Raw genomic sequence first — 23377 nt, 5'->3', positions numbered from 1 at the left:
CGCCGCCCCTCACTCCCAGCTCGCGGACTCCGGATCGACGCCGTGGGCCCGGGCGTTCGCGGCGATCACCGCGCACAGCCAGTCGTTGAGCCCCGGCTCGATCGCGTCGTAGTACGCGGCGTACCCGGGGTCGGAGACATACGTCCGGCCGATGCAGACCTGCATGGCGTACGTGCAGTCGAAGTACGTCGAGATCTGCGCGCGGTGCCGCTCCGCGAGGGCGTTCGCCCGGTCCGAGCCGGCGGCGACGCCGGTGCGGCAGGCGTCCGCGAGGTCGTCGGTCAGGGCGTCGGTGGCCGCCGCCACGTCCTTCCAGCCCTCGGCGTCCATCCCGGCCGCCCGCTCCGCGTACTGCGCCCACTGGGCCGTGCCGCCCCAGCGTTCCTCGGCCTCCTCGGCCCAGCCGGGCTGCCAGTCGGCCCCGAAGATCTCCACCTGCTCCCCGGGCGTCAGCCGGATGCCGGGCCGCGACTCCAGCAGCATGCGGTCCACCGCCCCGACCATCCGCTCCAGCCGGGAGATCCGGTCCACGAGCTGCCCCCGCTGCCGGTGCAGATGCTCGCGCGCGTCGACCTCCGGGTCGTCCAGGAGCCGGCCGATCGCGGCGAGCGGGACGCCGATCTCCCGGTAGACGAGGACCCGGTGGAGCCGGGCGACGTCGTCGTCCCCGTACACCCGGTACCCGGTCCGGGTGCGCCCGCCCGGCCGGACGAGGCCGATCGCGTCCCAGTGGTGCAGCGTCTTCACGCTGACCCCGACGAGCGCGGCCGTGCGCCCGACGGTCAGCCCGTCGGCGGGCGGCTCCTCGGGGCGCCGCTTCTCACTCCTCATCGGGCCAGTCTCCCGCAGCCGGTCGTACGGGGTCCGGAGGCGGGTCACGTCGTACGGGTTCCGGAGGCCGGTCACGCGGTGGTCGGCACGCCCGCGTTGGCGAGGATCTCCCGTGCGGGCAGCGTGACGCTCGCGGCGGCGGTCATCCCGGAGGCCGCGAGGTGGGCGTCCACGAAGCGCAGCCCGGCCGCGTACCCGGCGAAGTCCGGCAGTCCGGCCGGCTTCTGCCCCAGGTGAAGAGCGGTGCGGTCGCCGAACACGTACGGGGACAGGTTCTGCATCCCCGCCACGTCGATCCCGGCCGCCACCTTCGCGCAGACCTCGTCCAGCTCCGCGCCGGACAGGGACGTCGACCAGGGGCCCATCGCGTCCTCGCCCGCCAGCTCCCGTACGAACGCCTCGGCCAGCCCCTCGGCCACGACCTGCTCGCCGACCGTGACCGCCATCGGGTCCCAGGTCACGTTGGCGTACCGGACGTTGTGGTGCAGCTCATGGGCGGCGGCGTGCCCGATCTTGGCCAGGCCGGTCGCGGTGGGCCACATCATCAGCAGGATCGCGCCCGGGATGCCGCCGAGGCCGAAGTACCCCTGGTTGAGGGTCATCAGCGGGTCGTCCGGGTCGCCGAGCACCAGGACCACATGCACGGTGCCGGCGGTCCGCGCACCGGGCGCCGCCGTGCTCAGCCGCTCCCGTGCGGCGGCGAGGGAGTCCTCGACCCGCTGCCACACCCGGGCCTCCCGCATCCGCTCCAAAGCGTCCAGATGGCGCGGGTCGTCCCGGTCGAGCGGGAAACCGCTGCCCGCGCGGTGCGTCTCGACCAGGTCTCCGACCCCCACCCGGGACATCACCTCCTGCAACGGGGCGAGCATCTCGCGCAGGGCGTCTGGTCGTTGGGCCACGGGGCGGTGCAGGAGGTCGAGCAGGGCGGAGGCGGTGTCATGGACGACGATCTTCATACCGGGGGACCGTAGAGCCTCCTGTTACGGGAGGGTCAAGGGCCGTCGCGGCAGCCCCTTGATCACCCCTCGTCCAGCCAGTGCGCCCGGCCGATGGTGACCAGCCGCAGCCGCCGCCGGGCCACCCGGACGACCTCCGCCTCACCGGCCGGCCCGGCCTCCAGCAGGGTCGACGTGGTGATCACCATGTGGTCCACGTACAGACCGCCGAGCATCAACAGGTCCTCCTCGCTCCATCCGGCGGACCCCGGCTCCTGGCCGAGCGCGCACGCCACCTCCTCCGCGAACCGCCGCAGCTGGGTCGCGATCGCCTCGCGCACCGGGCCCACCCCGCCGTGCTGCTCACGGGCGATGAACCGGAAGTGGGCGGGCTGCGCGCCGACATGGCGCGCTATCACCTCCACGCTGCGGTCCAGCCGCTCCTCGCTGTCGCCCGTCTCCGCGAGCACCGCGCCGATCAGCCCGTGCAGGCTGCCCAGGGTCTCCTCGACCAGGGCGACGCCGAGCGCGGCGGTGTCCTCGAAGTGCCGGTAGAAGGCCGTCGGGGTGACCCCGGCGGCCCGGGTGACCTCCCGCAGTCCCAGGCTGCTCAGGCTCTGGTGCTCCAGCAGGACGAGCGCGGCGTCCAGAAGGGCCTGGCGGGTCCTGAGCTTCTGGGTCTGGCGGATTCCGACGGGGATGTGACTCATGCCATTCAGTAAACAACCGTTCTCCGAGTCGAGGAAGGGGTTCGGGGTTTAGACTTCCAAGTCAGTGAACACTCGTACTCCGAACGGCTTCCGGCCCGCTTCCGAGCGGTACTCGTCGTCGCACAGAGAGGTTCCGCCGTGCTTGTCCTCGTCGCCGCGCTGCTCCTGCTGGGGATCGTCCTCGGGGCGGTCACCCACATCCCGCTGCCGCTGACCCTGGCCGCCGCGGCCGTGATCGGCTGCTGGCTGCTGATCTTCGCCGTACGCGAGCGCGTGTCGCGCCGCACCCACTGACCCGCCGCACCCGCACCCGCCGAGCCTGCCGTTTCCCGGACCGATCCGAAGGAGCTCGCACCATGACCCTCACCGACTTCGCCCGCCGCGTGACCGATGCCGATACGGATGTCCCTACGGATGCCGATGCCGGTGGCGGCACCGATGTCGCCGCCGCTCCCGAGGCCGCCGCGCCGGCCCCCGCCCCCCGGGCCGCCGGCCGTGAGGCGGACGGTCTCGCCGTCGCCTCGTTCGTCCTCGGCCTCGTCGGGCTGCTGGTCTTCAACATCCTGCTCGGGCCCACCGCGATCGTGATGGCGCTGCTGGCCCTGGCCCGCCGCACCCGCCGCCGGGGACGCGCCTGGCTCGGCCTCGCCCTGGGCGTCGCCGACCTCGCCGTGCTCGCCGTCCTGGTCACCGCCAACGGCACGGTCGCCTGGAACCTCGGCGGCTGACGCACACCCCCGACGCGGCCCCGCGAGCCGCTTCCCACCCGTTCCGGATCGGGCTCCGGACCGGGTCCGCGATCGTCGGTCGAGCCGCTCCGCAGCGGGTCCTCCACCACTCCGCAGCGGTTCCCCCACCGCCCTCCGAGCCGGTCCGCCGCACCTCGCGCGGGCGTGCGCGGGCACCGGGCCGTGACGCGCCCGGCATGCGCCCCACCCGGGGCTCGTAGAATCGGCCCCACCATGGCCTACCTCGACCACGCCGCGACCACCCCGATGCTTCCCGAAGCGATCGGGGCGATGACCGCCCAGCTCTCCGCGACCGGCAACGCGTCCTCGCTGCACGCCGCCGGACGCCGGGCCCGCCGTACCGTCGAGGAGTCCAGAGAAGCCCTCGCCGACGCCCTCGGCGCACGCCCCAGCGAGGTCGTGTTCACCTCCGGCGGCACGGAGGCCGACAACCTCGCCGTGAAGGGCCTCTACTGGTCCCGTCGCGACGCCGACCCCCGCCGCACCCGGGTCCTCGCCGGTCCCGTCGAACACCACGCCGTCCTGGACGCCGTCGACTGGCTCGCCGAGCACGAGGGCGCCACCGTCGACTACCTCCCCGTCGACCACCACGGCCGGGTGCACCCCGAGGACCTGCGCGAGGCGATCCTCCGCAATCCCGACGACGTCGCGATGATCACCGTGATGTGGGCCAACAACGAGATCGGCACCATCATGCCGGTCCGTGAACTGGCGGCGGTCGCCGCCGAGTTCGCCATCCCCATGCACGCCGACGCGGTGCAGGCCTTCGGGCAGCTGGAGGTCGACTTCGCCCGCTCCGGACTGGCCGCGATGACGGTCAGCGGACACAAGATCGGCGGCCCGTTCGGGATCGGCGCGCTGCTGCTGGGCCGTGACCACACCCCCGTACCCGTGCTGCACGGCGGCGGCCAGGAGCGGCATGTGCGCTCCGGCACCCTGGATGTGCCCGCCGTGGCCTCCTTCGCCGTCGCCGGACGGCTGGCGGCCGAGCGGCGCGAGCATTTCGCCCGCCGTGTGGGCTCCCTGCGCGACGACCTCGTGGCCGCCGTGCGCCGGGCCGTGCCGGACGCCGTGCTCGGCGGCGACCCGGATCCGGCCGGACGCCTCCCGGCCAACGCCCACTTCAGCTTCCCGGGCTGCGAGGGCGACTCCCTCCTCCTGCTGCTGGACGCCCAGGGCATCGAATGCTCCACCGGCTCCGCCTGCACCGCCGGGATCGCCCAGCCCAGCCACGTCCTGCTCGCCACCGGCACCGACCCGGAGCTGGCCCGGGGCACCCTGCGCTTCTCGCTCGGCCACACGTCGACCGAGGAGGACGTGAAGGCGCTCGCCGAGGCGATCGGCCCGGCGGTCGAGCGGGCGAGGACGGCCGGGCTCAGCTGAGGGACGGCCTCTGTGACCGTGTTCAGCTGGGGGTCGGCCCCCGTGACCGTCAGCCGGCGGCCTTCGCCGAAGGCGTGGGTGACGTGGGCGAAGGGGTGGGCGGCGCCGTCGCGGACCGCCGCACCAGCTCCAGATAGCGGTCCCAGTCCCAGTGCGGCCCCGGATCGGTGTGGTCGGTGCCCGGCACCTCCACATGCCCGATGATGTGCTTCCGGTCGATGGGTATGCCGTGCCGGGCGCAGATCGACGCCGTGAGCCGCGCCGATGCCTCGTACATCGCCTTCGTGAGGTCCTTGGGCCGGTCGACGAACCCCTCGTGCTCGATGCCGACGGCGCGCTCGTTGTAGGCGCGGTTGCCCGCCTGGTACGCCACGTCCAGCTCGCGGATCATCTGCACCACCCGCCCGTCCTGCCCCACGATGTAGTGCGTCGCGGCCCGGTGGGCCGGATCCTGGAACACCTTCACCGCGCTGTCGAAGCTGCCCTGGGTGACATGGATGATCACCCGGTCGATCGTGAAGTCGTCCGGGCGGTCCGCACGCCGCCAGTTCGCCTCCGACGCGGCCACCCAGGTCGCCCCCGCGTAGTCCAGCTCGCCCGGCTTCCGGGGCTTCTCGATGCCGGGCACCTGCCACCACAGGCGCTTCACCTTGTCGCGCGCGAGCACGGCGGCCGTGCCGGCGGCCGCCACCGCACCGCCGCCGATCAGCAGCGCGCGCCGGCTGACGCCGTCGGCGGGCTTTTTCCGCGACGACCTGCCCGACGGCCTGCCCGACGACTTGCCCGAGGGCTTTTTCGGCGCCCGGGTGCTCCCGTTGTTCCCCATGTGATCGTCAACGCATATCCGCGAGCATTCGGTTCCCGGCGACCCGTACCCTGGAGGAGCTATGACTCAGACTTCCCAGCGCCCCCTGCGTGTCCTCGCCGCGATGTCGGGCGGCGTGGACTCCGCCGTCGCCGCGGCCCGCGCCGCCGAGGCGGGCCACGACGTGACCGGTGTCCACCTCGCCCTGTCCGCGAACCCCCAGTCCTTCCGGACCGGGGCACGCGGCTGTTGCACCATCGAGGACTCCCGGGACGCCCGCCGCGCGGCCGACGTCATCGGTATCCCGTTCTACGTCTGGGACCTGGCGGAACGCTTCCGCGAGGACGTCGTCGAGGACTTCGTCGCGGAGTACGAGGCCGGGCGCACGCCCAACCCCTGCCTGCGCTGCAACGAGAAGATCAAGTTCGCCGCGCTCCTCGACAAGGCCCTCGCCCTCGGCTTCGACGCCGTGTGCACCGGCCACTACGCCACGGTCGTGCTCGCCGAGGACGGCAGCCGCGAGCTGCACCGCGCCTCCGACATGGCCAAGGACCAGAGCTATGTGCTGGGCGTCCTGGACGAGAAGCAGCTCGCCCACGCCATGTTCCCGCTCGGCGACACCCTCACCACCAAGGACGAGATCCGCGCCGAGGCCGAGCGCCGGGGCCTGGCCGTCGCCAAGAAGCCCGACAGCCACGACATCTGCTTCATCGCCGACGGCGACACCCAGGGCTTCCTGGCGAACCGCCTCGGCGGCCCGGCCGAGGGCGACATCCTGGACGAGTCCGGTACGAAGCTGGGCACCCACGAGGGCGCGTTCGGCTTCACCATCGGCCAGCGCAAGGGCCTGAAGATCGGCCACCCGGCCCCCGACGGCAAGCCGCGCTACGTGCTGGACATCTCCCCGGTGAACAACACCGTCACCGTCGGCCCCGTCGAGGCCCTCGACGTCACCTCCCTGACCGCCATCAAGCCCCGCTGGTGCGGTACGCCCCCGGCCGGCCCGGGCACGTACACCGCCCAGCTCCGCGCCCACGGCGGCGAGACCGAGGTCACGGCCGAGCTGGTGGACGGCACGGAGCTGAACGTCACCTTCACCGAGCCGGTCCGGGGCGTGGCCCCCGGCCAGGCGGTCGTCCTGTACGACGGCACCCGCGTGGTCGGCTCGGCCACCATCGCGACGACGGCCCGCCGCGAGCGGGTGCCGGCGGGCTGATCCGGGGCGACGCCTTTCGCTGCCCGGCGCGTGTCGAGGGCGGTACCCCTTTCACGGGGTGCCGCCCTCGGGCGTTTCCCGGACCGGACACGGGGGCGCGCGACAGGGGCAACCCCTCGGCCGGCCATGCGCGCTGTGCCCTTTGCTGCCAAGCGCGTTCCCACCTCTGGCACCAAGCGGCCAACGTCCTACCGGCACCCCCACCGGGGCCGCGAACATGGTGCCCGGCGGTCGCCAGGCCGCCCTGAGAGAGAGGGCTGAATCATGGTGAAGAAGGCTTACGAGACGCCGGAGTTCGTTTCCGCCGGTTCCTTCCACGACGTCACCGGCTTCGTGGTCATCGTCGGCAACGACGGCACCGGCCGCGGCTGGTTCTGACGGATACCCGAGGGAACCCCTGATGACGAGCCGCGGCGCACCGCACTTCTTTGCGCTTCCTGACCGCGAGGACGCGGGCGCCGTGGCCCGTCGCCTCCAGCCGGAGGCCGTCGGCCTGAGGGTGTTGTACCACCCGTCGGGCCGCCCCTGGATCATCGGCCGATGGGCGGACGAGGACATCGCCGTCGCCCGGACCGGAACGGACGCCGTCGCGCTGATCGGCATGCTGCCGAAACGGACGGACGGACTCGCCCGCCAGACCGGGAAGCTGCAAGGCAGCACCGAACGGCTTCAGGCCCTGTCCGCGGCGTTCCCCGGCAGCTTCCATGTGGTCGGCAGCGTCGGTGGCGCCCTCTACGTACAGGGCACGGCCTACGGCATGCGGCGCGTGCACCACACCGTCGTCGACGGCTGCCCCGTCGCCGGCGACCGTGCTGTCGCGCTGGCCGACCTCGCGGGCGCCGAGATCGACCTCACCGCCCTGGCGATGCGGCTGCCCGAACCCCTGGCCGTCCAGCTCCCGCCACGCTCCATGTGGCGCGCCGTCACCGACGTGGCGCCCGGCGCCTGCCTGATCGTCCCCGCCGGGCGCGCCGCTCCCCGGCACGTCCGCTGGCACACCCCGCCCGCCCCGGTGCGCCCGGCGGCCGACGGCGCGGCGGCCGTACACGAGGCGCTGGCCGCCGCCGTCACCGTACGAACCGAGCGGGACGGCCTGCTGAGCGCGGACCTGTCCGGCGGACTGGACTCCACGACGCTGTGCTCCTTCGCCGCCGGACAGCTCGGCGCGGGCGAACTGATCGTCGGCGGCATCCCCGGCGACGAGACGATCAGCGACGACGCCCACTACGCCCGTCTTGCCGCCGCGCACTGGCCGCACGTCGAGCACGTGGAGCTCACGCCGCAGCAGACACCGCTGTTCTACCGGGGCATCGTCGACGACGGCTGCCGCACCGACATCCCCGCAGGCGTCGCCATGAGCCGGGACCGGGCCACCGCGGTGATCTCCCTGATGGCTCGGCGCGGCTCCCGGCTGCACATGACCGGACACGGCGGCGACCACCTCTTCTTCCAGAGCGGCGCCCACTGCCACGACCTGATCGCCCGCCGCCCGCTGCTCGCCTGGCAGCGGATCCGCGGCTACCGCACGCTCTACGGATGGCGCTGGCGCCCCGTGCTGCGCCAGCTCGCCGACCGGCGCTCCTACCGCCGGGCAGTGGCCGGGATGGACCTGAAGGCCCCCGGCGACCTCGGCTTCTGCACCCCGCAGCTCGCCTGGGTCGTCCCGCCGGTGGTCCAGCCCTGGCTCACCGCCGAGTGCCGCGAACTGGTCACCGTCGGGCTGCGCGAGGCCGCTGCGCGGGCCGAACCGTACGCGCCGACCCTGGGCCGCCACCGGGAGTTGTCCGCCCTTTACACCGGCACCCAGGAGTGCGCGGCGATCGCCGAGGCCGGGCGCCGGGCCGGCGTCCCCGTCACGATGCCGTACTTCGACGACGCGGTCGTCGACGCCGCCCTGTCGGTGCGCCCCGAGGACCGGACCGACCCCTGGCAGTTCAAGCCCGTCCTCAAGAAGGCGGTACGCGGCGTCCTCCCCGAGGAGTGCCGGGTCCGGGTCACCAAGTTCGAAGGCACCGTCGACGCGGTCGCCGGCCTCTACCGGCACCGCGACGAGATCCGGTCGCTGTGGGAGGACAGCACCCTGGCCAAGGCCGGACTCGTCGACGCCGAATCCCTCTCCCGGCTGACCGGGACACCCGGCACGCCCGCCTTCAAGGACGGCGCCGTGGACTCCACCATCATCTGCGAAGCATGGCTGCGCGCGGTCGCCTGACGTGCCCGGCCGGAAGAAAGGAATGCGATGAAGCTGCGCAACCGCCCGTATCTCACCGTCACCCAGACCGAATACGGTGCGGTTCTGCTGGATACCAAGAGCGGCCAGTACTGGCAGATGAACCCCAGCGCCGCCGCTGCCGCTCAGGCCCTGCTGGACGGCGGCGACGCCGCTGACGCCGTCCGCAGCGTCACCGAGCAGTTCGACGTGGACGAGGCGCGCGCGGCCGACGACGTACGGGCCCTGATCGAGGCCATGCGCTCCGCCGGGGTGGTCCAGGAGTGAGCATCGACGTCGCCCTGGACCGCGACCGCACCAGACGGCCGCTGCGGCTGCGGCTGCTCACCCGGCTGGCCATCTGCACGGCCCGGCCGCTGGCCCTGCTCAAACCCCATCTGCTGACCCGTGTGCTCACCCGGCTCAGCCGGGGCGCCGCGCCCGCGAGCAGCGCACAGGCCCATGCCGCCCGCAGCTCCGTCCTCGCCGCCAGCCTCAGCCTCAACGGTCTGCGCTCCTGCCTGCCGCGCTCGGTCTCCATCACCCTGCTCTGCCGCCTCCAGGGCGTCTGGCCGACCTGGTGCGTCGGCGTACGGGCAGCACCGCCCTTCGCCGCTCACGCCTGGGTCGAGGCGGACGGCGAACTGATCGGCGAACGGGGCCGCCCCGAGAGCTTCGCCCGCCTGATCGCCGTACCGCCGTTCGACAGGACGAAGAGCTGACGGTCTGCCGGGCCGACGTGTCCGGGGCGGACGCCGGGCCCAGGCAGCGTCCGGGTCGGGCCATCGCCCGGACGTTTCGCGGGACCGGCTCACGACGCCCGCCGGTACGCGTACACGTCCCTGGCGAAGAACTCCGTCAGCACCGGCGCCAGCACCTGCGGCGCCACCTCGCGCATCTGGCCCGTCAGCGTGCGGTGCCGGCCGCGCGGCAGGGCCTCGGCCAGGGTCCGGGTCGCCGCGCGCGCCGGGGCGCTGCTGAAGCCGCCGCAGACCACCAGCGTCCGGGCGGCGATACCCGCGAACCGCTCGACCGGGACCGCCCCGTCGCCCAGCAGCGCGTCGTCGTACGCCAGGGTGTGCGCCATCGCCTCCAGCTCCGCCCACCCCGGGGTGCGCCGCATCCGGGCGGCCGTCTCCTCGGCGACGCCCGTCATGGACAGGAACAGCTCCACCGCCCCGACCCGGTTCCCGGCCGCCAGCAGCCGGTGCAGCCGGACCGTGCAGCGAGACTTGAACAACAGGCCCGACGCGCCCGGTGTGTAGGGCGGTTCGTACACGGCGAGCAGCTCCACCGGGAGCCCCGCGGCCGCCGCCTCCAGGGCCAGCGCCCCGCCGGACGACATCCCGAAGACCGACGCGCCCGGCCCGGCCGCACCGACGACGGCGGCAAGATCCTCGATCTCCCGCGCCACGGTCGAGCGCCCGGTGTCACCGCTGGCGCCCCGGCCCCGGCGGTCGTAGGTGAGCACCGTGAAACGTGGCGCGAGCAGAGCGGCCAGCGGCGCGTCGGTCGCAGCCACGCTCAGCGCCCCGCCGACCAGCACCAGCGGCGGCCCCTCGCCCTGGCGGCGACAGGCGATCGGAGTGCCGTCGGCGGAGAGAATCCTGTCCATGGGAGAGGAGACCGGGGCGGTCCGGGAAACTCATCGCTCCGGCGAAAAAAACTTCACGGAGCCCGTCTTGGGGGTCAGTCGGCCACCGTCTCCGTCGCGTAGAAGCAGAAGTGGTCCTTGATCGCGGCGACTTCCGGCTTCGGGTCCGGGTAGGCCCAGACGAGATCGGCGGCCCCGGGCAGCGACCAGTAGGAGGCGTCCCCCTTGAACGGGCAGTGGGTGTTGGTGTCCGACGGGGAGAGCAGCTCGGTGCGGACGTCCTCGGGCGGCAGGTAGTAGCGGACCGGACAGCCGGTCTCGCGGAGCACGAGCGGGCGGCGGCTCTCGGCGAGCACCTGTCCGTCGTGCACCACCCGGACGTGCGCGGTGCCCGGCTCGACGGTGATGCGGTGTCCTCGTGTGGCAGTCATGCCTGTATCAGCGGCGTACGGGGCCGTCTTCTTCCCCGTTCGCCGATCCGTCCCCGGAACGGGGGAGTGTCCGAGGCGGGTCGTACGGTTGGCCCATGAACATCTGCGTCTTCCTCTCCGCCGCCGACCTCGACGATCGCTACACCGTGCCCGCCCGGGAGTTCGCCGAGCTGCTCGGCAGAGGCGGCCACACCCTTGTCTGGGGCGGATCGGAGAGCGGCCTGATGAAGGTCGTCGCGGACGGCGTCCAGTCGGCGGGCGGACGGCTCGTGGGCGTATCGGTCGACTTCCTCGCCGCGAAGGCCCGTACGAACGCCGACGAGATGGTCATCGCCCGCGATCTCGCCGAGCGCAAGGCGCTCCTCCTGGAGAAGGCCGACGCCGTCGTGATCATGGTCGGCGGGACCGGGACGCTCGACGAGGCCACCGAGATCCTGGAGCTGAAGAAGCACGGCAAGCACACCAAACCGGTCGTCCTGCTCAACACGGCGGGCTTCTACGACGGCCTGCGCCAGCAGTTCCAGCGCATGGAGGACGAGGGCTTCCTCCCCGTTCCCCTGACCGACCTGGTCTTCTTCGCGAAGGACGGCGTCGGCGCGCTCGCCTACCTGGAGGAGACTGCCGGACTTCAGTGAGCGGCCCGGATCCGGGAGCGGCGCTCGCCCACCCGGAGGAGACCGCCGGACTCCGCCAGGAGCCCCGGACCTAGGATCGCCCCATGTCTACCCACCTCATCACCGGCGCCGGATCCGGCATCGGCGCCGCTGTCGCCCGCCGTCTTCTGGAGCGCGGGGACGACCTCGTCCTGCTCGCCCGCGACGCCGGCCGTGCCAAGGAGTTCGCCGACCGCTACCCGGGCGCGCGCACGCTCGTCGGCGACCTCGGCAACCCCGACCGGCTCTCCTGGGCGTTCGGCCAGCAGGCCATGCCCGAGCGGATCGACACCCTGCTGCACATCGCGGGCGTCGTCGAACTCGGCGAGGTCGGCGAGCTCACCCCCAAGGCCTGGCACTTCCAGCTCAACGCCAACCTGGTCGCCCCCGCCGAGATCACCCGCCTCCTGCTCCCGCAGCTCCGCGTCTCCCAGGGCCAGGTCCTGTTCGTGAACTCCGGGGCCGGGCTCAACGCCCACGCCGGGTGGAGCGCGTACGCCGCGAGCAAGCACGGCCTCAAGGCGCTCGCCGACTCGCTGCGCCACGAGGAGCACGGCAACGGGGTGCGCGTCACCACCGTCTACCCCGGCCGCACCGCCAGCCCCATGCAGGCCAAGGTGCACCAGCAGGAGGGCAAGGAGTACGACGCCGACCGCTGGATCGACCCCGAGTCGGTGGCGACCACGATCCTGATGGCGCTGGACCTGCCGCGCGACGCCGAGGTCAACGACCTGACGGTCCGCCCCGGCCGCTGACGCGCCCTGGGGAGGAGGTTCCCCGCCCCGGACCGTAGGCTTCGCGCGTGAGCGAGAAGAGCAAGTTCAGCGGGTGTCCGGCGACCGGCATCGGGTCGATGCCCGGGGGAGACGCGAGGGAGGCGGCGAAGACCGTCACCGGCTCCTTCGCCGACGGCCAGGGCATGCCGTACCTGGCGGAACTGCCCGCGCGCGGGCCGGGCGCCGACATGATCGGCCGGACCGTCGGCATGCTCGTCGAGATGTACGGACACGTCGAGCCGAGCGGCTGGCGGATCAGCGACCGGCCCGGCCGCGACACCCGCCGCGCCCGCTCCTGGCTGGGGGAGGACCTGGACGCCCTGGAGGAGTTCACCCAGGGGTACGAGGGCCTGCTCAAGGTCCAGGCCGTCGGGCCCTGGACACTCGCCGGCGGCCTGGAACTGCGCGGCGGCGAAGCCATGCTGGCCGACCCCGGCGCCTGCCGCGACCTCGCCGGATCCCTGGCCGAGGGACTCCGCGCCCACCTCGCGGAGGTCCGCCGCCGGATGCCCGGGGCACAGGTCGTCCTCCAGCTCGACGAACCCTCCCTGACCGCCGTCCTGCTGGGCCGGGTCCGCTCCGCCAGCGGCTACCGCACCTACCGCGCCGTCGACCGCCAGGTCGTCGAGGGGACCCTGCGCGACGTCCTCGCCGTCGCGGGAGAGGACGGCACCACGCTCGTCCACTCCTGCGCCCCCGAAGTGCCGTTCGCCCTGCTGCGCCGGGCCGGGGCGGACGGAATCTCGTTCGACTTCTCCCTCCTCACGGAGCGTGAGGAGGAGGCGATCGGGGAAGCCGTCGAGGGCGGCACCCAGCTCTTCCTCGGCGTGGTGCCCTCCACGGACACGGCTTCGGAGGGATTGTCAGACCCGGGCGGTAGCGTCATGGGGGTCAGGAAGCTGTGGAGCAGGCTGGGGCTGAATCCGGGGACTCTCGCCGAGTCCGTCGCGATCACCCCGTCGTGCGGTCTCGCGGGTGCGTCGCCCGCGTACGCCCGCACCGCGCTGGCTCACAGCGCCAGAGCGGCGAGGTCGCTCGCGGACAACCCTGAGTGACGGGGACGACGGGCAAACGGGAGGACGGGACCATGGCCGGCGAACAGCGGGTGGAGCAGGAGAGTTCGGTTCCGGCGGACGTGCGGGAGAAGCACGCGCTGCTGGCCGAGCAGATCGAGGAGCACCGCTTCCGCTACTACGTGAAGGACCAGCCGGTCGTCAGCGACGGCGACTTCGACCGGCAGCTGCGTGCGCTGGAGGCCCTGGAGGAGGAGCACCCGGCGCTGCGCACCCCCGACTCCCCGACCCAGAAGGTCGCCGGGCCCTACCGCACGGAGTTCACCTCCGTGGTCCACCGCGAACGCATGCTCTCCCTGGACAACGCCTTCGACGACGAGGAGCTGGCCGCCTGGGCGGACCGGGTCGCCAAGGACGTCGGCACCCCCGACCACCACTTCCTGTGCGAGCTCAAGGTCGACGGGCTCGCCGTCAACCTCACCTACGAGCACGGCCGCCTCACCCGGGCGGCGACCCGCGGCGACGGCCGCACCGGCGAGGACATCACCCCCAACGTCCGTACGATCGCCGAGATCCCGCACCGCCTCCGGGGCGAGAACATCCCCGCGCTCGTCGAGATCCGCGGCGAGGTCTTCTTCCCCATGGAGGACTTCGAGGAGCTGAACGCCCGGCTGGTCGCCGCCGACGACAAGCCCTTCGCCAACCCCCGTAACGCGGCGGCCGGTTCCCTGCGCCAGAAGGACCCCAAGGTCACGGCCACCCGCCCGCTGCACATGGTGGTGCACGGCATCGGCGCCCACGAGGGCCTGAGCATCGACCGCCTCTCCGCGGCCTACGACCTCCTCCAGGCCTGGGGCCTGCCCACCGCCCGGCACAACAAGGTCGTCGACTCCCTCGCCGGCGTACGGGAGTTCATCGCGTACTACGGCGAGAACCGGCACTCCGTGGAGCACGAGATCGACGGCGTCGTCGTCAAGCTCGACGAGATCCCGCTCCAGGGACGCCTCGGCTCCACCTCGCGCGCCCCGCGCTGGGCCATCGCCTGGAAATACGCCCCCGAAGAGGTCAACACCAAGCTCGTCAACATCCGCGTCGGCGTCGGCCGCACCGGTCGCGTCACCCCGTACGCCCAGGTCGAGCCGGTCGAAGTGGCCGGTTCCGAGGTCGAGTTCGCCACCCTGCACAACCAGAACGTGGTCAAGGCCAAGGGCGTCCTCATCGGCGACACCGTCGTCATCCGCAAGGCGGGCGAGGTCATCCCCGAGATCCTCGGCCCCGTCGTCGATCTGCGGGACGGCACCGAGAAGGCCTTCGAGATGCCGTCCCACTGCCCCGAGTGCGGGACGGAGCTGCGCCCCATGAAGGAGGGCGACATCGACCTCCGCTGCCCCAACGCCCGCACCTGCCCGGCCCAGTTGCGCGAGCGCGTCTTCTACCTCGCCGGGCGCAAGAGCCTGGACATCGACCACTTCGGCTATGTGGCCGCCGCGGCCCTGACCCGGCCGCTGGAGCCCGCCGAGCCGGTCCTCAAGGACGAGAGCGATCTGTTCGACCTCACCATCGACCAGCTCCTGCCGATCCGGGCCTACGTCCTGGACCAGGACAGCGGGTTGCCCAAGCGCGACCCGAAGACCGGCGAGGAGAAGATCGCGACGGTCTTCGCCAACCAGCAGGGCGAGCCGAAGAAGAACGCCGTCGCCATGCTGGAGGGCATCGCCGCCGCCAAGGAGGCCCCCCTCGCCCGGGTCCTCACCGGGCTCTCCATCCGGCACGTCGGGCCCGTCGCGGCCCAGGAGCTGGCCCGCCAGTTCCGCTCCATCGACCGCATCGAGGAGGCCACCGAGCAGGAGCTGGCCGACGCCGACGGCGTCGGACCCACCATCGCCGCCTCGGTCAAGCAGTGGTTCGCCGAGGACTGGCACCGCGAGATCGTGCGCAAGTGGCGCGAGGCCGGGGTGCGGATGGCGGACGAGGGCTCCGACGAGGACGAGGGCCCCCGCCCCCTCGAAGGACACACCGTCGTCGTCACCGGCACCCTCACGGGCCACACCCGCGACGGCGCCAAGGAGGCGCTCCAGGCCCTCGGCGCGAAGGTCGCCGGATCGGTGTCGAAGAAGACCGCCTTCGTCGTCGTCGGCGACAACCCCGGCTCCAAGTACGACAAGGCAATGCAGCTGAAGGTGCCCGTGCTCGACGAGGACGGATTCGCGATCCTGCTCGAAGACGGACCCGAACGCGCCCGGGAGGCCGCCCTTCCCGTCCCGGAAGCCGCGCCCGAAACCGCCCCGGCGGACAGCGCGGAGTAAACGGGGAGTAACCGACCGCCGGGCCGCACTTCGCCCGCTGTTCTCCGGATCGAGACGCCTTCGAGACGCTGTTCCGGCGTGGCGCGGCCCGAGCGGGGAAGGAAATGGGGCAGAGGGGTGAAGAAGGGTCGGTCGCTCCCCGAATGGCCCTGCCGCACCACCCGTTCGGGCCAATAGCAGATGGTGACGGGTCGTCGGTTCGCATTCGGGCAAGAGCTGTAGAGCGCTGCCCCTGGAAGCCTTTCGCGGCCTACTGTTGAGAGGTGCGCCCGCCGTGCACGGCTGCCCGACCGGGCCGTGACGTCACGGGAGTGGCGCCACCGAGGGACATCGGCACCGCCGGCTGTGAGAGGGACGGAATGAAACCGACCGAGAGCGCCGCACCGGTGTCGCGGCTGCAAGGTTTCGTCGGCCTCACGCCCCCCGTGGGCGCCGCCGTCGTGGGGATCGCCGCGTTACTGCTGGCGGTCGGGTCCTACCGGACCGTGTCGCAGGGCCACGCGCTCTTCCCGGACGGGGCGGTGGGCTGGTCCCTGGCCGTGCTCACCGGGATCATCGTCGGCCATCTGGTGGCGCTCGGCCGCGACCGGTGGTGGGGCGGCACCGGCTCCGGGGCCGCCCTCACTCTCGCCGTACTGCTGCTGTACGGCTGGCTGCCGGCCGTGCTCGTCAGCCTCGCCGTCGTGGTGCTCGTCGGGACCGCCCGTCGGCACCGCTGGTGGCAGGGGCTGCTGCACGGCGGGGTCGACATGCTGGGCATCGGCGCGGCGGCCCTCGTGCTGGCCGCGTTCGGCGAGGTGCCCACCGTCGAGGACCCCTGGCGGCCACTCGACTGGGGTATCGCGGCCGTCCCGGAACTGCTCCTGACGGCGTCCACGTATCTGCTCGTCACCCGGGTCCTGCTGTGGTACGCCCAGGCCCCGCACAACGGCGGGCTGCCCACCATCGCCCGCACGGCGATGCTGCGGCAGGGGCTCGTCGCCGTCGCGCTCCTCGGGCTCGCCCCGCTGATCTGCGCCGTCGCGATGTCCATGCCCGTCCTGCTGCCGCTCTTCGCGGTGCCGCTGATCGCCCTGGACTCCACGCTCTGGATCGCCCGCGCCCGCGCCGAGGAGCAGTTGCGCGATCCGCTGACCGGGCTGCCCAACCGCCAGTGGCTGCTGGAGCGGACCTGGTCGGCGCTGGAGGACGCGGAGTCGATCGGCACCCGCTCCGCGCTGGTCCTCATCGACCTGGACCGCTTCCGCGCGGTCAACGACACCCTGGGCCACCTGGCCGGCGACCGGCTGCTGCTGCAGATAGCGGAACGCCTGCGGCTCGCCCTGCCGCGCGGCGCGGAGGCGGCCCGGCTCGGCGGCGACGAGTTCGCCGTCCTGCTGCCGCACACCGACTCGACCACCAGCGCCCAGCAGGTCGCCCGCCATCTGGTCGCCGAGCTGTCCTCGCCGCTCGACCTGGACGGGCTGACCCTCGTCCTGGAGGCCAGCGCCGGGGTCGCGGTCTACCCCGACCACGCCCTGGACGCCGAGGGCCTGCTGCGGCGGGCGGACGTCGCGATGTACCAGGCCAAGCGGGACCGCACGGGCGTGGAGGTCTACGAGTCCAAGCGGGACAGCAACACCCCCGACCGGCTCGGGCTCCTCGGCGACCTGCGCCGGGCGCTGGACGCGTCCGAGGTCGAGCTGCACTACCAGCCCAAGGTCCGCTTCGACGGGCAGGTCGCCGGCCTGGAGGCGCTGGTGCGCTGGGTGCACCCGGAGCGCGGCCGGGTCCCTCCGGACGAGTTCATCGCCATCGCCGAGTCCTCCGGACTGATGCCGCACCTCACGGAGTACGTCCTGGAGACGGCGCTCGCCCAGGTCGCCCGCTGGCGGGCGCAGGGCCTGTTCGTGCCGGTCGCGGTCAACGTCTCCCCGCGCGACGTCCACACCCCCGGCTTCGCGGGGGGCGTCGCGGCCCGGCTCGCCCGCCACGGCGTGCCCGCGGGAGCGCTCCAACTGGAGATCACCGAGCATGTGCTCCTCGAGGACCCGCAGCGTGCCGCCGACACCCTGGCCGGGCTCACCGCGCACGGCGTGAAGATGTCGCTGGACGACTTCGGCACCGGCTACTCCTCCCTCGTCCACCTGCGCAGACTGCCGGTCAGCGAGCTGAAGATCGACCGGTCCTTCGTGGCCCGCCTCGCCGTCGACCACGAGGACGCGGAGATCGTCCGCTGCACCATCGACCTGGCCCACTCGCTGGGCCTGGTCGTCGTCGCCGAGGGCGTCGAGGACGACGAGACGTGGGAGCGGTTGCGGGACCTCAGGTGCGACGCGGTGCAGGGCTGGCTGGTGGCGGCCGCGATGCCGCCCCAGGAGACGACGGCCTGGCTGCGGGCGCGCGGCGAGCACGGCTGGCGGCGGCCCGCGGAGCTGAAGGCCCAGGCGGCGGCCGCGGCAGCCACCGGGGCGGCGACCGGGTCGGCGACCGGCTCGATGAACGCGTCGCTGAACGGTGTCGTGAACGGTGCGGTGAACGGCGCGGCGGAGACCGAGAGCCCCTGAAGGCCGCTCGTTCGGACAGGGCCGTGCCGCCGGAAAGGCATGGGCGGATCGGGGTGGGGCACCCGTCCCCGGGTGACCCCATAGGATTGGGCCAAAACCACACACCAACCCCTGAGGATCGCTGCATGCCTGGCATCACGCGCGAGGAGGTCGCCCACCTCGCCCGGCTGGCGCGTCTGGAGCTGAAGGGCGAAGAGCTCGATCACTTCGCCGGTCAGCTCGACGACATCATCGGCGCGGTCGCCCGCGTCTCCGAGGTCGCCGACCAAGACGTACCGCCGACCTCCCACCCGCTGCCGCTGACCAACGTCATGCGCGCGGACGAGGTCCGTCCGTCGCTCACCCCCGCGCAGGCGCTCTCCGGCGCCCCGGCCCAGGAGCAGCAGCGTTTCAAGGTGCCGCAGATCCTGGGGGAGGACTAATCGCCATGACGGACATCAGCACCATCATCAAGCTCACCGCGGCCGAGATCGCCGGGAAGATCGCCTCCGGCGAGCTGACCGCCGTCGAGGTCACCGAGGCCCACCTGGCCCGGATCGACGCGGTCGACGAGAAGGTCCACGCCTTCCTGCACATCGACCGCGAGGGCGCGCTCGCCCAGGCCCGTGCCGTGGACGCGAAGCGGGAGGCGGGCGAGAAGCTCGGCCCGCTGGCCGGCGTCCCGCTCGCGCTGAAGGACATCTTCACCACCAAGGACATGCCGACCACCGTCGGTTCCAAGATCCTTGAGGGCTGGGTCCCGCCGTACGACGCGACGCTCACGCAGAAACTGCGCGCCGCCGACGTCGTCATCCTCGGCAAGACCAACATGGACGAGTTCGCCATGGGGTCCTCCACCGAGAACAGCGCCTACGGCCCCACCGGCAACCCATGGGACCTCACCCGCATCCCCGGCGGCTCCGGCGGCGGCTCCTCCGCCGCCCTCGCCTCCTACGAGGCCCCGCTCGCCATCGGCACGGACACCGGCGGCTCGATCCGCCAGCCCGCCGCCGTCACCGGCACGGTCGGCGTCAAGCCCACCTACGGCGGCGTCTCCCGCTACGGCATGGTCGCCTTCTCGTCCTCCCTGGACCAGGGCGGGCCCTGCGCCCGTACGGTCCTGGACGCGGCGCTGCTGCACGAGGCCATCGCCGGACACGACCCGCTGGACTCGACGTCCATCGACGCCCCGGTCCCGCCGGTCGTCGAGGCCGCCCGCAACGGCTCCGTCCAGGGCATGCGCGTCGGCGTCGTCAAGCAGTTCCGCGGCGAGGGCTACCAGGCCGGTGTCCTCCAGCGCTTCGACGAGTCGGTCGAGCTGCTGAAGTCGCTGGGCGCGGACGTCGTCGAGCTGGACTGCCCGTCCTTCGACCTGGCGCTCTCCGCGTACTACCTGATCGCCCCGTCCGAGTGCTCCTCCAACCTGGCCCGATTCGACGCCATGCGCTACGGCCTGCGGGTCGGCGACGACGGCACGAAGTCGGCCGAGGACGTCACCGCCCTCACCCGCGAGGCCGGCTTCGGCGACGAGGTCAAGCGCCGCATCATCCTGGGGACGTACGCGCTCAGCTCCGGCTACTACGACGCGTACTACGGCTCCGCCCAGAAGGTCCGCACCCTCATCACCCAGGACTTCGCGAAGGCCTTCGAGCAGGTCGACGTGATCGTCTCCCCGACGACCCCGACCACCGCCTTCCCGATCGGCGAGCGCGCCGACGACCCGATGGCGATGTACCTCGCGGACCTGTGCACCATCCCCACCAACCTGGCCGGCAACTCCGCCATGTCGCTGCCCTGCGGCCTGGCCCCGGAGGACGGTCTGCCGGTCGGACTGCAGATCATCGCCCCCGCCATGAAGGACGACCGGCTCTACAAGGTCGGAGCGGCCGTCGAGGCCGCGTTCGTGGAAAAGTGGGGGCACCCGCTGCTTGAGGAGGCTCCGTCGCTGTGAATGCCATGGCAAAGAAGGCCAAGAACTTCAAGAAGTCCAAGACGGGCGCGTACATCGCGATCGGCAGTACCGCGTTCGGCGCGATCAGTGTCGTCAAGCAGGCGAAGCTCGCCCGCAACGACAACGACATGCTGCGTCTCGTCGACGCGGCCGTCTCCGCGGCCGCCATCGTCACCGGACTCGCGATCCTCTATCGCGAACTGAAGCGTCTCGGCGACGACGACGTTCTGCTGGGCTGAGAGGGAAAGTTTCACCGTGACTGTCACTGACCTGGTGTCGTACGAGGACGCGCTCGCGTCCTACGACCCCGTCATGGGCCTCGAAGTCCATGTCGAGCTCGGCACCAAGACGAAGATGTTCTGCGGCTGCTCCACGGAGCTGAAGCAGGACGCCAACTCCCAGACCTGCCCGGTCTGTCTCGGACTGCCCGGCGCGCTGCCGGTCGTCAACGAGATCGGCGTGGAGTCGGCCATCAAGATCGGCCTCGCACTCAACTGCGAGATCGCCGACTGGTGCCGCTTCGCCCGGAAGAACTACTTCTATCCGGACATGCCGAAGAACTTCCAGACCTCCCAGTACGACGAGCCGATCGCCTTCAACGGCTATCTGGACGTCCAGCTGGAGGACGGCGAGATCTTCCGGGTGCAGATCGAGCGTGCCCACATGGAGGAGGACACCGGCAAGTCGACGCACGTCGGCGGCGCCACCGGCCGTATCCACGGCGCGTCCCACTCCCTGCTCGACTACAACCGGGCCGGTATCCCGCTCATCGAGATCGTCACCAAGCCGATCGAGGGAGCCGGCGCCCGCGCCCCCGAGGTCGCCAAGGCGTACGTCGCCGAGCTCCGCGAGCTGATCAAGGCGCTCGGCGTCTCCGAGGCGCGCATGGAGATGGGCCAGATGCGCTGCGACGTGAACCTGTCGCTGCGCCCGCACGGCCGCGAGGCGTTCGGCACCCGCTCCGAGACGAAGAACGTGAACTCGCTGCGTTCCGTCGAGCGGGCCGCGCGCTTCGAGATCCAGCGGCACGCCGCCGTGCTGTCGTCGGGCGGCACGATCGTGCAGGAGACCCGGCACTTCCACGAGGAGGACGGCTCCACCACGGCCGGCCGCATCAAGGACAACGCCGAGGACTACCGCTACTTCCCCGAGCCGGACCTGGTGCCCGTGGCACCCGCCCGCGAGTGGGTCGAGGAGCTCCGCAAGGGCCTCCCCGAGCTTCCCCGGCTGCGCCGGGCGCGGCTCAAGGAGGAGTGGGGCGTCAACGCGCACGACATGCAGTCCATCCTCAACGCGGGCGCGGTCGACCTGATCGTCGCCACCACCGAGGAGGGCGCACCCTCCGACCAGGCCCGCAAGTGGTGGATGGGCGAGCTGGCCCGTAACGCCAACGAGACCGGCCGCGCCATCGACGAGCTGCCGATCACCCCGGCGCAGGTCGCCCGGGTGGCCGCGCTCGTCGCCGCGGGCGACCTCAACGACAAGCTGGCCCGCCAGGTCATCGAGGGCGTCCTCGCGGGCGAGGGCGACCCCGACACCGTCGTCGAGAAGCGCGGCCTGAAGGTCGTCTCCGACGAGGGCGCGCTGTCCACGGCCGTCGACGAGGCCATCGCGGGCAACGCGGCCATCGCGGACAAGATCCGCGGCGGCAAGGTCGCGGCGGCGGGCGCGCTCGTCGGCGCGGTCATGAAGGCCACCCGCGGCCAGGCGGACGCGGCGCGCGTGCGCGAGCTGATCCTGGAGAAGCTCGGCGTCGAGGGCTGATTCCGGCTGATCCGATCACCACCCGGAGGGGCGGTGCACCCGTAACACGGGCGCACCGCCCCTCCGCCTGTGCTTCGCGAACACGGGGGGCACCGCCCCTCCGGCCGTGCTTCGCGAACACGGGGCACCCGCCCCTCCGGCCGTGCTTCGCAGAACCCTGAGAGACCCCGCTGAACACCGTCACCGCCGAGCTCGTCTCCTTCGCCCTGCTCCTGGGCGTGCTCGCCTTCGCCGTCGTACGCCCCCGGGGCCTGCCGGAGGCGACCGTCGCCGTGCCCGCCGCTGTCCTCGTGGTCGCGGTGGGGGCGGTCTCCTGGCCCGAGGCCCGGGAGCAGGTCGGCGAGCTGCTGCCGGTCGTCGGCTTCCTCGCCGCGATCCTGGTGCTGGCCCGGCTCTGCGCCGACGAGGGCCTCTTCCGGGCTGCCGGGGATCTCGTCGCCCGCGCCTGCCGGGGCCAGACCGGCCCCCTGCTCGGCGGCGTCTTCGTCGTCGCCTCGCTCATCACCGCTGTCCTCAGCCTGGACGCCACCGTCGTCCTGCTCACCCCGGTCGTCCTCGCCACCGCCGCCCGGGTCGGCGCGCGGCCGCGCCCGTACGTCTACGCCTGCGCCCACCTCGCCAACTCCGCCTCCCTCCTGCTCCCCGTCTCCAACCTCACCAACCTGCTGGCGTTCACCGCGAGCGGTCTCTCCTTCACCCGGTTCGCCGCGCTGATGGCGCTGCCATGGCTCGCCGCCATCGCCGTCGAGTACGTGGTGTTCCGGCGCGCGTTCGCCGCCGACCTGGCCGCCGGGGCGCACGCGCCGGATCCCGAGGCGGAGCGCACCCCCGTACCCGTCTTCACGCTCGTCGTGTTGGCGCTGACCCTGGCCGGGTTCGTCGTGACCTCGTTCGAGGGGGTCGAGCCGCTGTGGGCGGCGCTGGCGGGGGCCCTGGTGCTCGCCGTACGGGCGCTGGCCAAGCGGGAGACCACGCCCGTCGCCGTCGTCCGCTCGGCCAACCCGCTGTTCTGCCTCTTCGTCCTGGCGCTCGGCGTCGTCGTCAAGGCGGTCGTCGACAACGGCCTCGGCGACGGCATCGCCGCCCTGCTGCCCGACGGCGACACCCTGCCCGCCCTGCTCGGCGTCGCCGTGGTCGCCGCGCTGCTCGCCAACCTGATCAACAACCTGCCCGCGATCCTCGCCCTCCTGCCGATCGTCGCGACGGCCGGGCCCGGACCGCTGCTCGCCGCCCTGATCGGGGTGAACCTCGGGCCGAACCTCACCTACGTCGGGTCGTTGGCCACGCTCCTGTGGCGGCGCATCCTGCACGCCCACGGGGACGCCCCCCAGCTGGGCCACTTCACCCGGCTGGGACTCGCGACCGTACCGGCGACGCTGCTCGCCTCGACGCTCGCGCTGTGGGGATCGCTGCACCTCATCGGGGTATAGGCCGCGGGTTGGACTTCTCGTCCGACCTCTTGGACGTTCACCACCGGTCCGTACGCAGTCCTTCCCGACGCCACCTGGGCTGACTAGCTTCCCGGC

24 protein-coding genes are annotated in these 23377 nt (G+C 72.5%); 18 read left to right on the top strand and 6 right to left on the bottom strand.

From position 1 onward, the window contains the following. Nucleotides 1–9 precede the first annotated feature (9 nt). The 3 genes from ACIQPT_RS28790 to ACIQPT_RS28780 all read right to left on the bottom strand — a co-directional run bounded on the left by ACIQPT_RS28790 (nt 10) and on the right by ACIQPT_RS28780 (nt 2476). The gene (locus ACIQPT_RS28790) at nt 10–831 is read right to left on the bottom strand and encodes a MerR family transcriptional regulator (protein WP_401159994.1); all 822 of its coding nucleotides are present in this window, start codon (nt 829–831) and stop codon (nt 10–12) included. A gap of 71 nt (nt 832–902) precedes the next feature. After that, complete coding sequence (locus ACIQPT_RS28785) at nt 903–1787, bottom strand: DUF2268 domain-containing protein (protein WP_401159993.1); 885 nt, start codon at nt 1785–1787, stop codon at nt 903–905. Nucleotides 1788–1849: 62 nt separating this feature from the next. Continuing rightward, entirely contained in the window at nt 1850–2476 is a 627-nt protein-coding gene (locus tag ACIQPT_RS28780) for a TetR family transcriptional regulator (protein WP_401159991.1), read from the bottom strand. Between the two features lie 138 nt (nt 2477–2614). On the opposite strand from ACIQPT_RS28780, the gene ACIQPT_RS28775 reads away from it, so the two are divergent. From ACIQPT_RS28775 to ACIQPT_RS28765, 3 genes are all read left to right on the top strand, one after another. Further along, nucleotides 2615–2770 carry a hypothetical protein gene (locus ACIQPT_RS28775; protein WP_401159989.1) on the top strand — a complete coding sequence of 52 codons (156 nt, stop codon included), beginning with the start codon at nt 2615–2617 and terminating at the stop codon, nt 2768–2770. Between the two features lie 62 nt (nt 2771–2832). Further along, nucleotides 2833–3204 carry a hypothetical protein gene (locus ACIQPT_RS28770; protein WP_401159988.1) on the top strand — a complete coding sequence of 124 codons (372 nt, stop codon included), beginning with the start codon at nt 2833–2835 and terminating at the stop codon, nt 3202–3204. Between the two features lie 234 nt (nt 3205–3438). After that, the gene (locus ACIQPT_RS28765) at nt 3439–4608 is read left to right on the top strand and encodes a cysteine desulfurase family protein (protein ID WP_401159986.1); all 1170 of its coding nucleotides are present in this window, start codon (nt 3439–3441) and stop codon (nt 4606–4608) included. Nucleotides 4609–4657: 49 nt separating this feature from the next. Here ACIQPT_RS28765 and ACIQPT_RS28760 read toward each other — a convergent pair whose 3' ends face one another. Beyond that, on the bottom strand, nt 4658–5434 hold the full coding sequence (locus ACIQPT_RS28760; RefSeq protein ID WP_401159984.1) for an N-acetylmuramoyl-L-alanine amidase: 777 nt from the start codon (nt 5432–5434) through the stop codon (nt 4658–4660). Nucleotides 5435–5495: 61 nt separating this feature from the next. Between ACIQPT_RS28760 and mnmA the strand changes: the two genes are divergently transcribed. The 5 genes from mnmA (at nt 5496) to ACIQPT_RS28735 (ending at nt 9560) form a co-directional block, all read left to right on the top strand. Further along, nucleotides 5496–6629 (top strand): tRNA 2-thiouridine(34) synthase MnmA, encoded by a 1134-nt coding sequence (mnmA, locus tag ACIQPT_RS28755; protein ID WP_401159983.1) that lies wholly within the window; start codon nt 5496–5498, stop codon nt 6627–6629. A gap of 264 nt (nt 6630–6893) precedes the next feature. After that, nucleotides 6894–7007: a keywimysin-related RiPP gene (locus ACIQPT_RS28750; protein ID WP_401159981.1), complete on the top strand. Its 114-nt coding sequence runs from the start codon at nt 6894–6896 to the stop codon at nt 7005–7007. A 22-nt stretch (nt 7008–7029) separates the two neighbouring features. Then, entirely contained in the window at nt 7030–8841 is a 1812-nt protein-coding gene (locus ACIQPT_RS28745; protein WP_401159980.1) for an asparagine synthase-related protein, read from the top strand. A gap of 27 nt (nt 8842–8868) precedes the next feature. Beyond that, nucleotides 8869–9126 (top strand): lasso peptide biosynthesis PqqD family chaperone, encoded by a 258-nt coding sequence (locus ACIQPT_RS28740; protein WP_228923081.1) that lies wholly within the window; start codon nt 8869–8871, stop codon nt 9124–9126. Continuing rightward, entirely contained in the window at nt 9123–9560 is a 438-nt protein-coding gene (locus ACIQPT_RS28735) for a lasso peptide biosynthesis B2 protein (protein WP_401159978.1), read from the top strand. Before ACIQPT_RS28740 ends, ACIQPT_RS28735 begins: the two co-directional genes overlap by 4 nt. A gap of 89 nt (nt 9561–9649) precedes the next feature. Here ACIQPT_RS28735 and ACIQPT_RS28730 read toward each other — a convergent pair whose 3' ends face one another. Continuing rightward, complete coding sequence (locus ACIQPT_RS28730; protein ID WP_401159976.1) at nt 9650–10453, bottom strand: alpha/beta fold hydrolase; 804 nt, start codon at nt 10451–10453, stop codon at nt 9650–9652. Between the two features lie 74 nt (nt 10454–10527). Further along, entirely contained in the window at nt 10528–10863 is a 336-nt protein-coding gene (locus ACIQPT_RS28725) for a DUF427 domain-containing protein (RefSeq protein WP_401159975.1), read from the bottom strand. 95 nt (nt 10864–10958) lie between these two features. Between ACIQPT_RS28725 and ACIQPT_RS28720 the strand changes: the two genes are divergently transcribed. The 10 genes from ACIQPT_RS28720 (at nt 10959) to ACIQPT_RS28675 (ending at nt 23281) form a co-directional block, all read left to right on the top strand. Then, nucleotides 10959–11498: a TIGR00730 family Rossman fold protein gene (locus ACIQPT_RS28720; protein WP_401159973.1), complete on the top strand. Its 540-nt coding sequence runs from the start codon at nt 10959–10961 to the stop codon at nt 11496–11498. A gap of 83 nt (nt 11499–11581) precedes the next feature. Then, nucleotides 11582–12271 carry an SDR family oxidoreductase gene (locus ACIQPT_RS28715; protein ID WP_401159972.1) on the top strand — a complete coding sequence of 230 codons (690 nt, stop codon included), beginning with the start codon at nt 11582–11584 and terminating at the stop codon, nt 12269–12271. Between the two features lie 47 nt (nt 12272–12318). Then, nucleotides 12319–13347, top strand: coding sequence for a methionine synthase (locus tag ACIQPT_RS28710; RefSeq protein WP_401159971.1), 1029 nt, complete (start codon nt 12319–12321; stop codon nt 13345–13347). Nucleotides 13348–13379: 32 nt separating this feature from the next. After that, on the top strand, nt 13380–15611 hold the full coding sequence (ligA, locus tag ACIQPT_RS28705) for an NAD-dependent DNA ligase LigA (RefSeq protein ID WP_401159969.1): 2232 nt from the start codon (nt 13380–13382) through the stop codon (nt 15609–15611). 359 nt (nt 15612–15970) lie between these two features. Further along, on the top strand, nt 15971–18157 hold the full coding sequence (locus ACIQPT_RS28700; RefSeq protein ID WP_401159967.1) for a putative bifunctional diguanylate cyclase/phosphodiesterase: 2187 nt from the start codon (nt 15971–15973) through the stop codon (nt 18155–18157). Nucleotides 18158–18282: 125 nt separating this feature from the next. Beyond that, nucleotides 18283–18579 (top strand): Asp-tRNA(Asn)/Glu-tRNA(Gln) amidotransferase subunit GatC, encoded by a 297-nt coding sequence (gatC, locus tag ACIQPT_RS28695; RefSeq protein WP_003966094.1) that lies wholly within the window; start codon nt 18283–18285, stop codon nt 18577–18579. A gap of 5 nt (nt 18580–18584) precedes the next feature. Beyond that, nucleotides 18585–20087 (top strand): Asp-tRNA(Asn)/Glu-tRNA(Gln) amidotransferase subunit GatA, encoded by a 1503-nt coding sequence (gatA, locus tag ACIQPT_RS28690; protein WP_401159965.1) that lies wholly within the window; start codon nt 18585–18587, stop codon nt 20085–20087. A 5-nt stretch (nt 20088–20092) separates the two neighbouring features. After that, complete coding sequence (locus tag ACIQPT_RS28685) at nt 20093–20326, top strand: hypothetical protein (RefSeq protein WP_164609992.1); 234 nt, start codon at nt 20093–20095, stop codon at nt 20324–20326. 16 nt (nt 20327–20342) lie between these two features. Continuing rightward, a complete protein-coding gene (gene gatB / locus ACIQPT_RS28680) occupies nt 20343–21851 on the top strand; it encodes an Asp-tRNA(Asn)/Glu-tRNA(Gln) amidotransferase subunit GatB (protein ID WP_401159964.1) in 1509 nt (502 codons plus the stop codon). 170 nt (nt 21852–22021) lie between these two features. Next, on the top strand, nt 22022–23281 hold the full coding sequence (locus ACIQPT_RS28675; RefSeq protein WP_401160125.1) for an SLC13 family permease: 1260 nt from the start codon (nt 22022–22024) through the stop codon (nt 23279–23281). The last annotated feature ends 96 nt before the right edge of the window (nt 23282–23377 follow it).

The sequence above is a fragment of the Streptomyces sp. NPDC091289 genome (genome assembly GCF_044757365.1).
Classification (GTDB): domain Bacteria; phylum Actinomycetota; class Actinomycetes; order Streptomycetales; family Streptomycetaceae; genus Streptomyces.
Note: the sequence above shows the minus strand (reverse complement) of the source record. Positions and strands in the feature narration are given on the sequence as shown.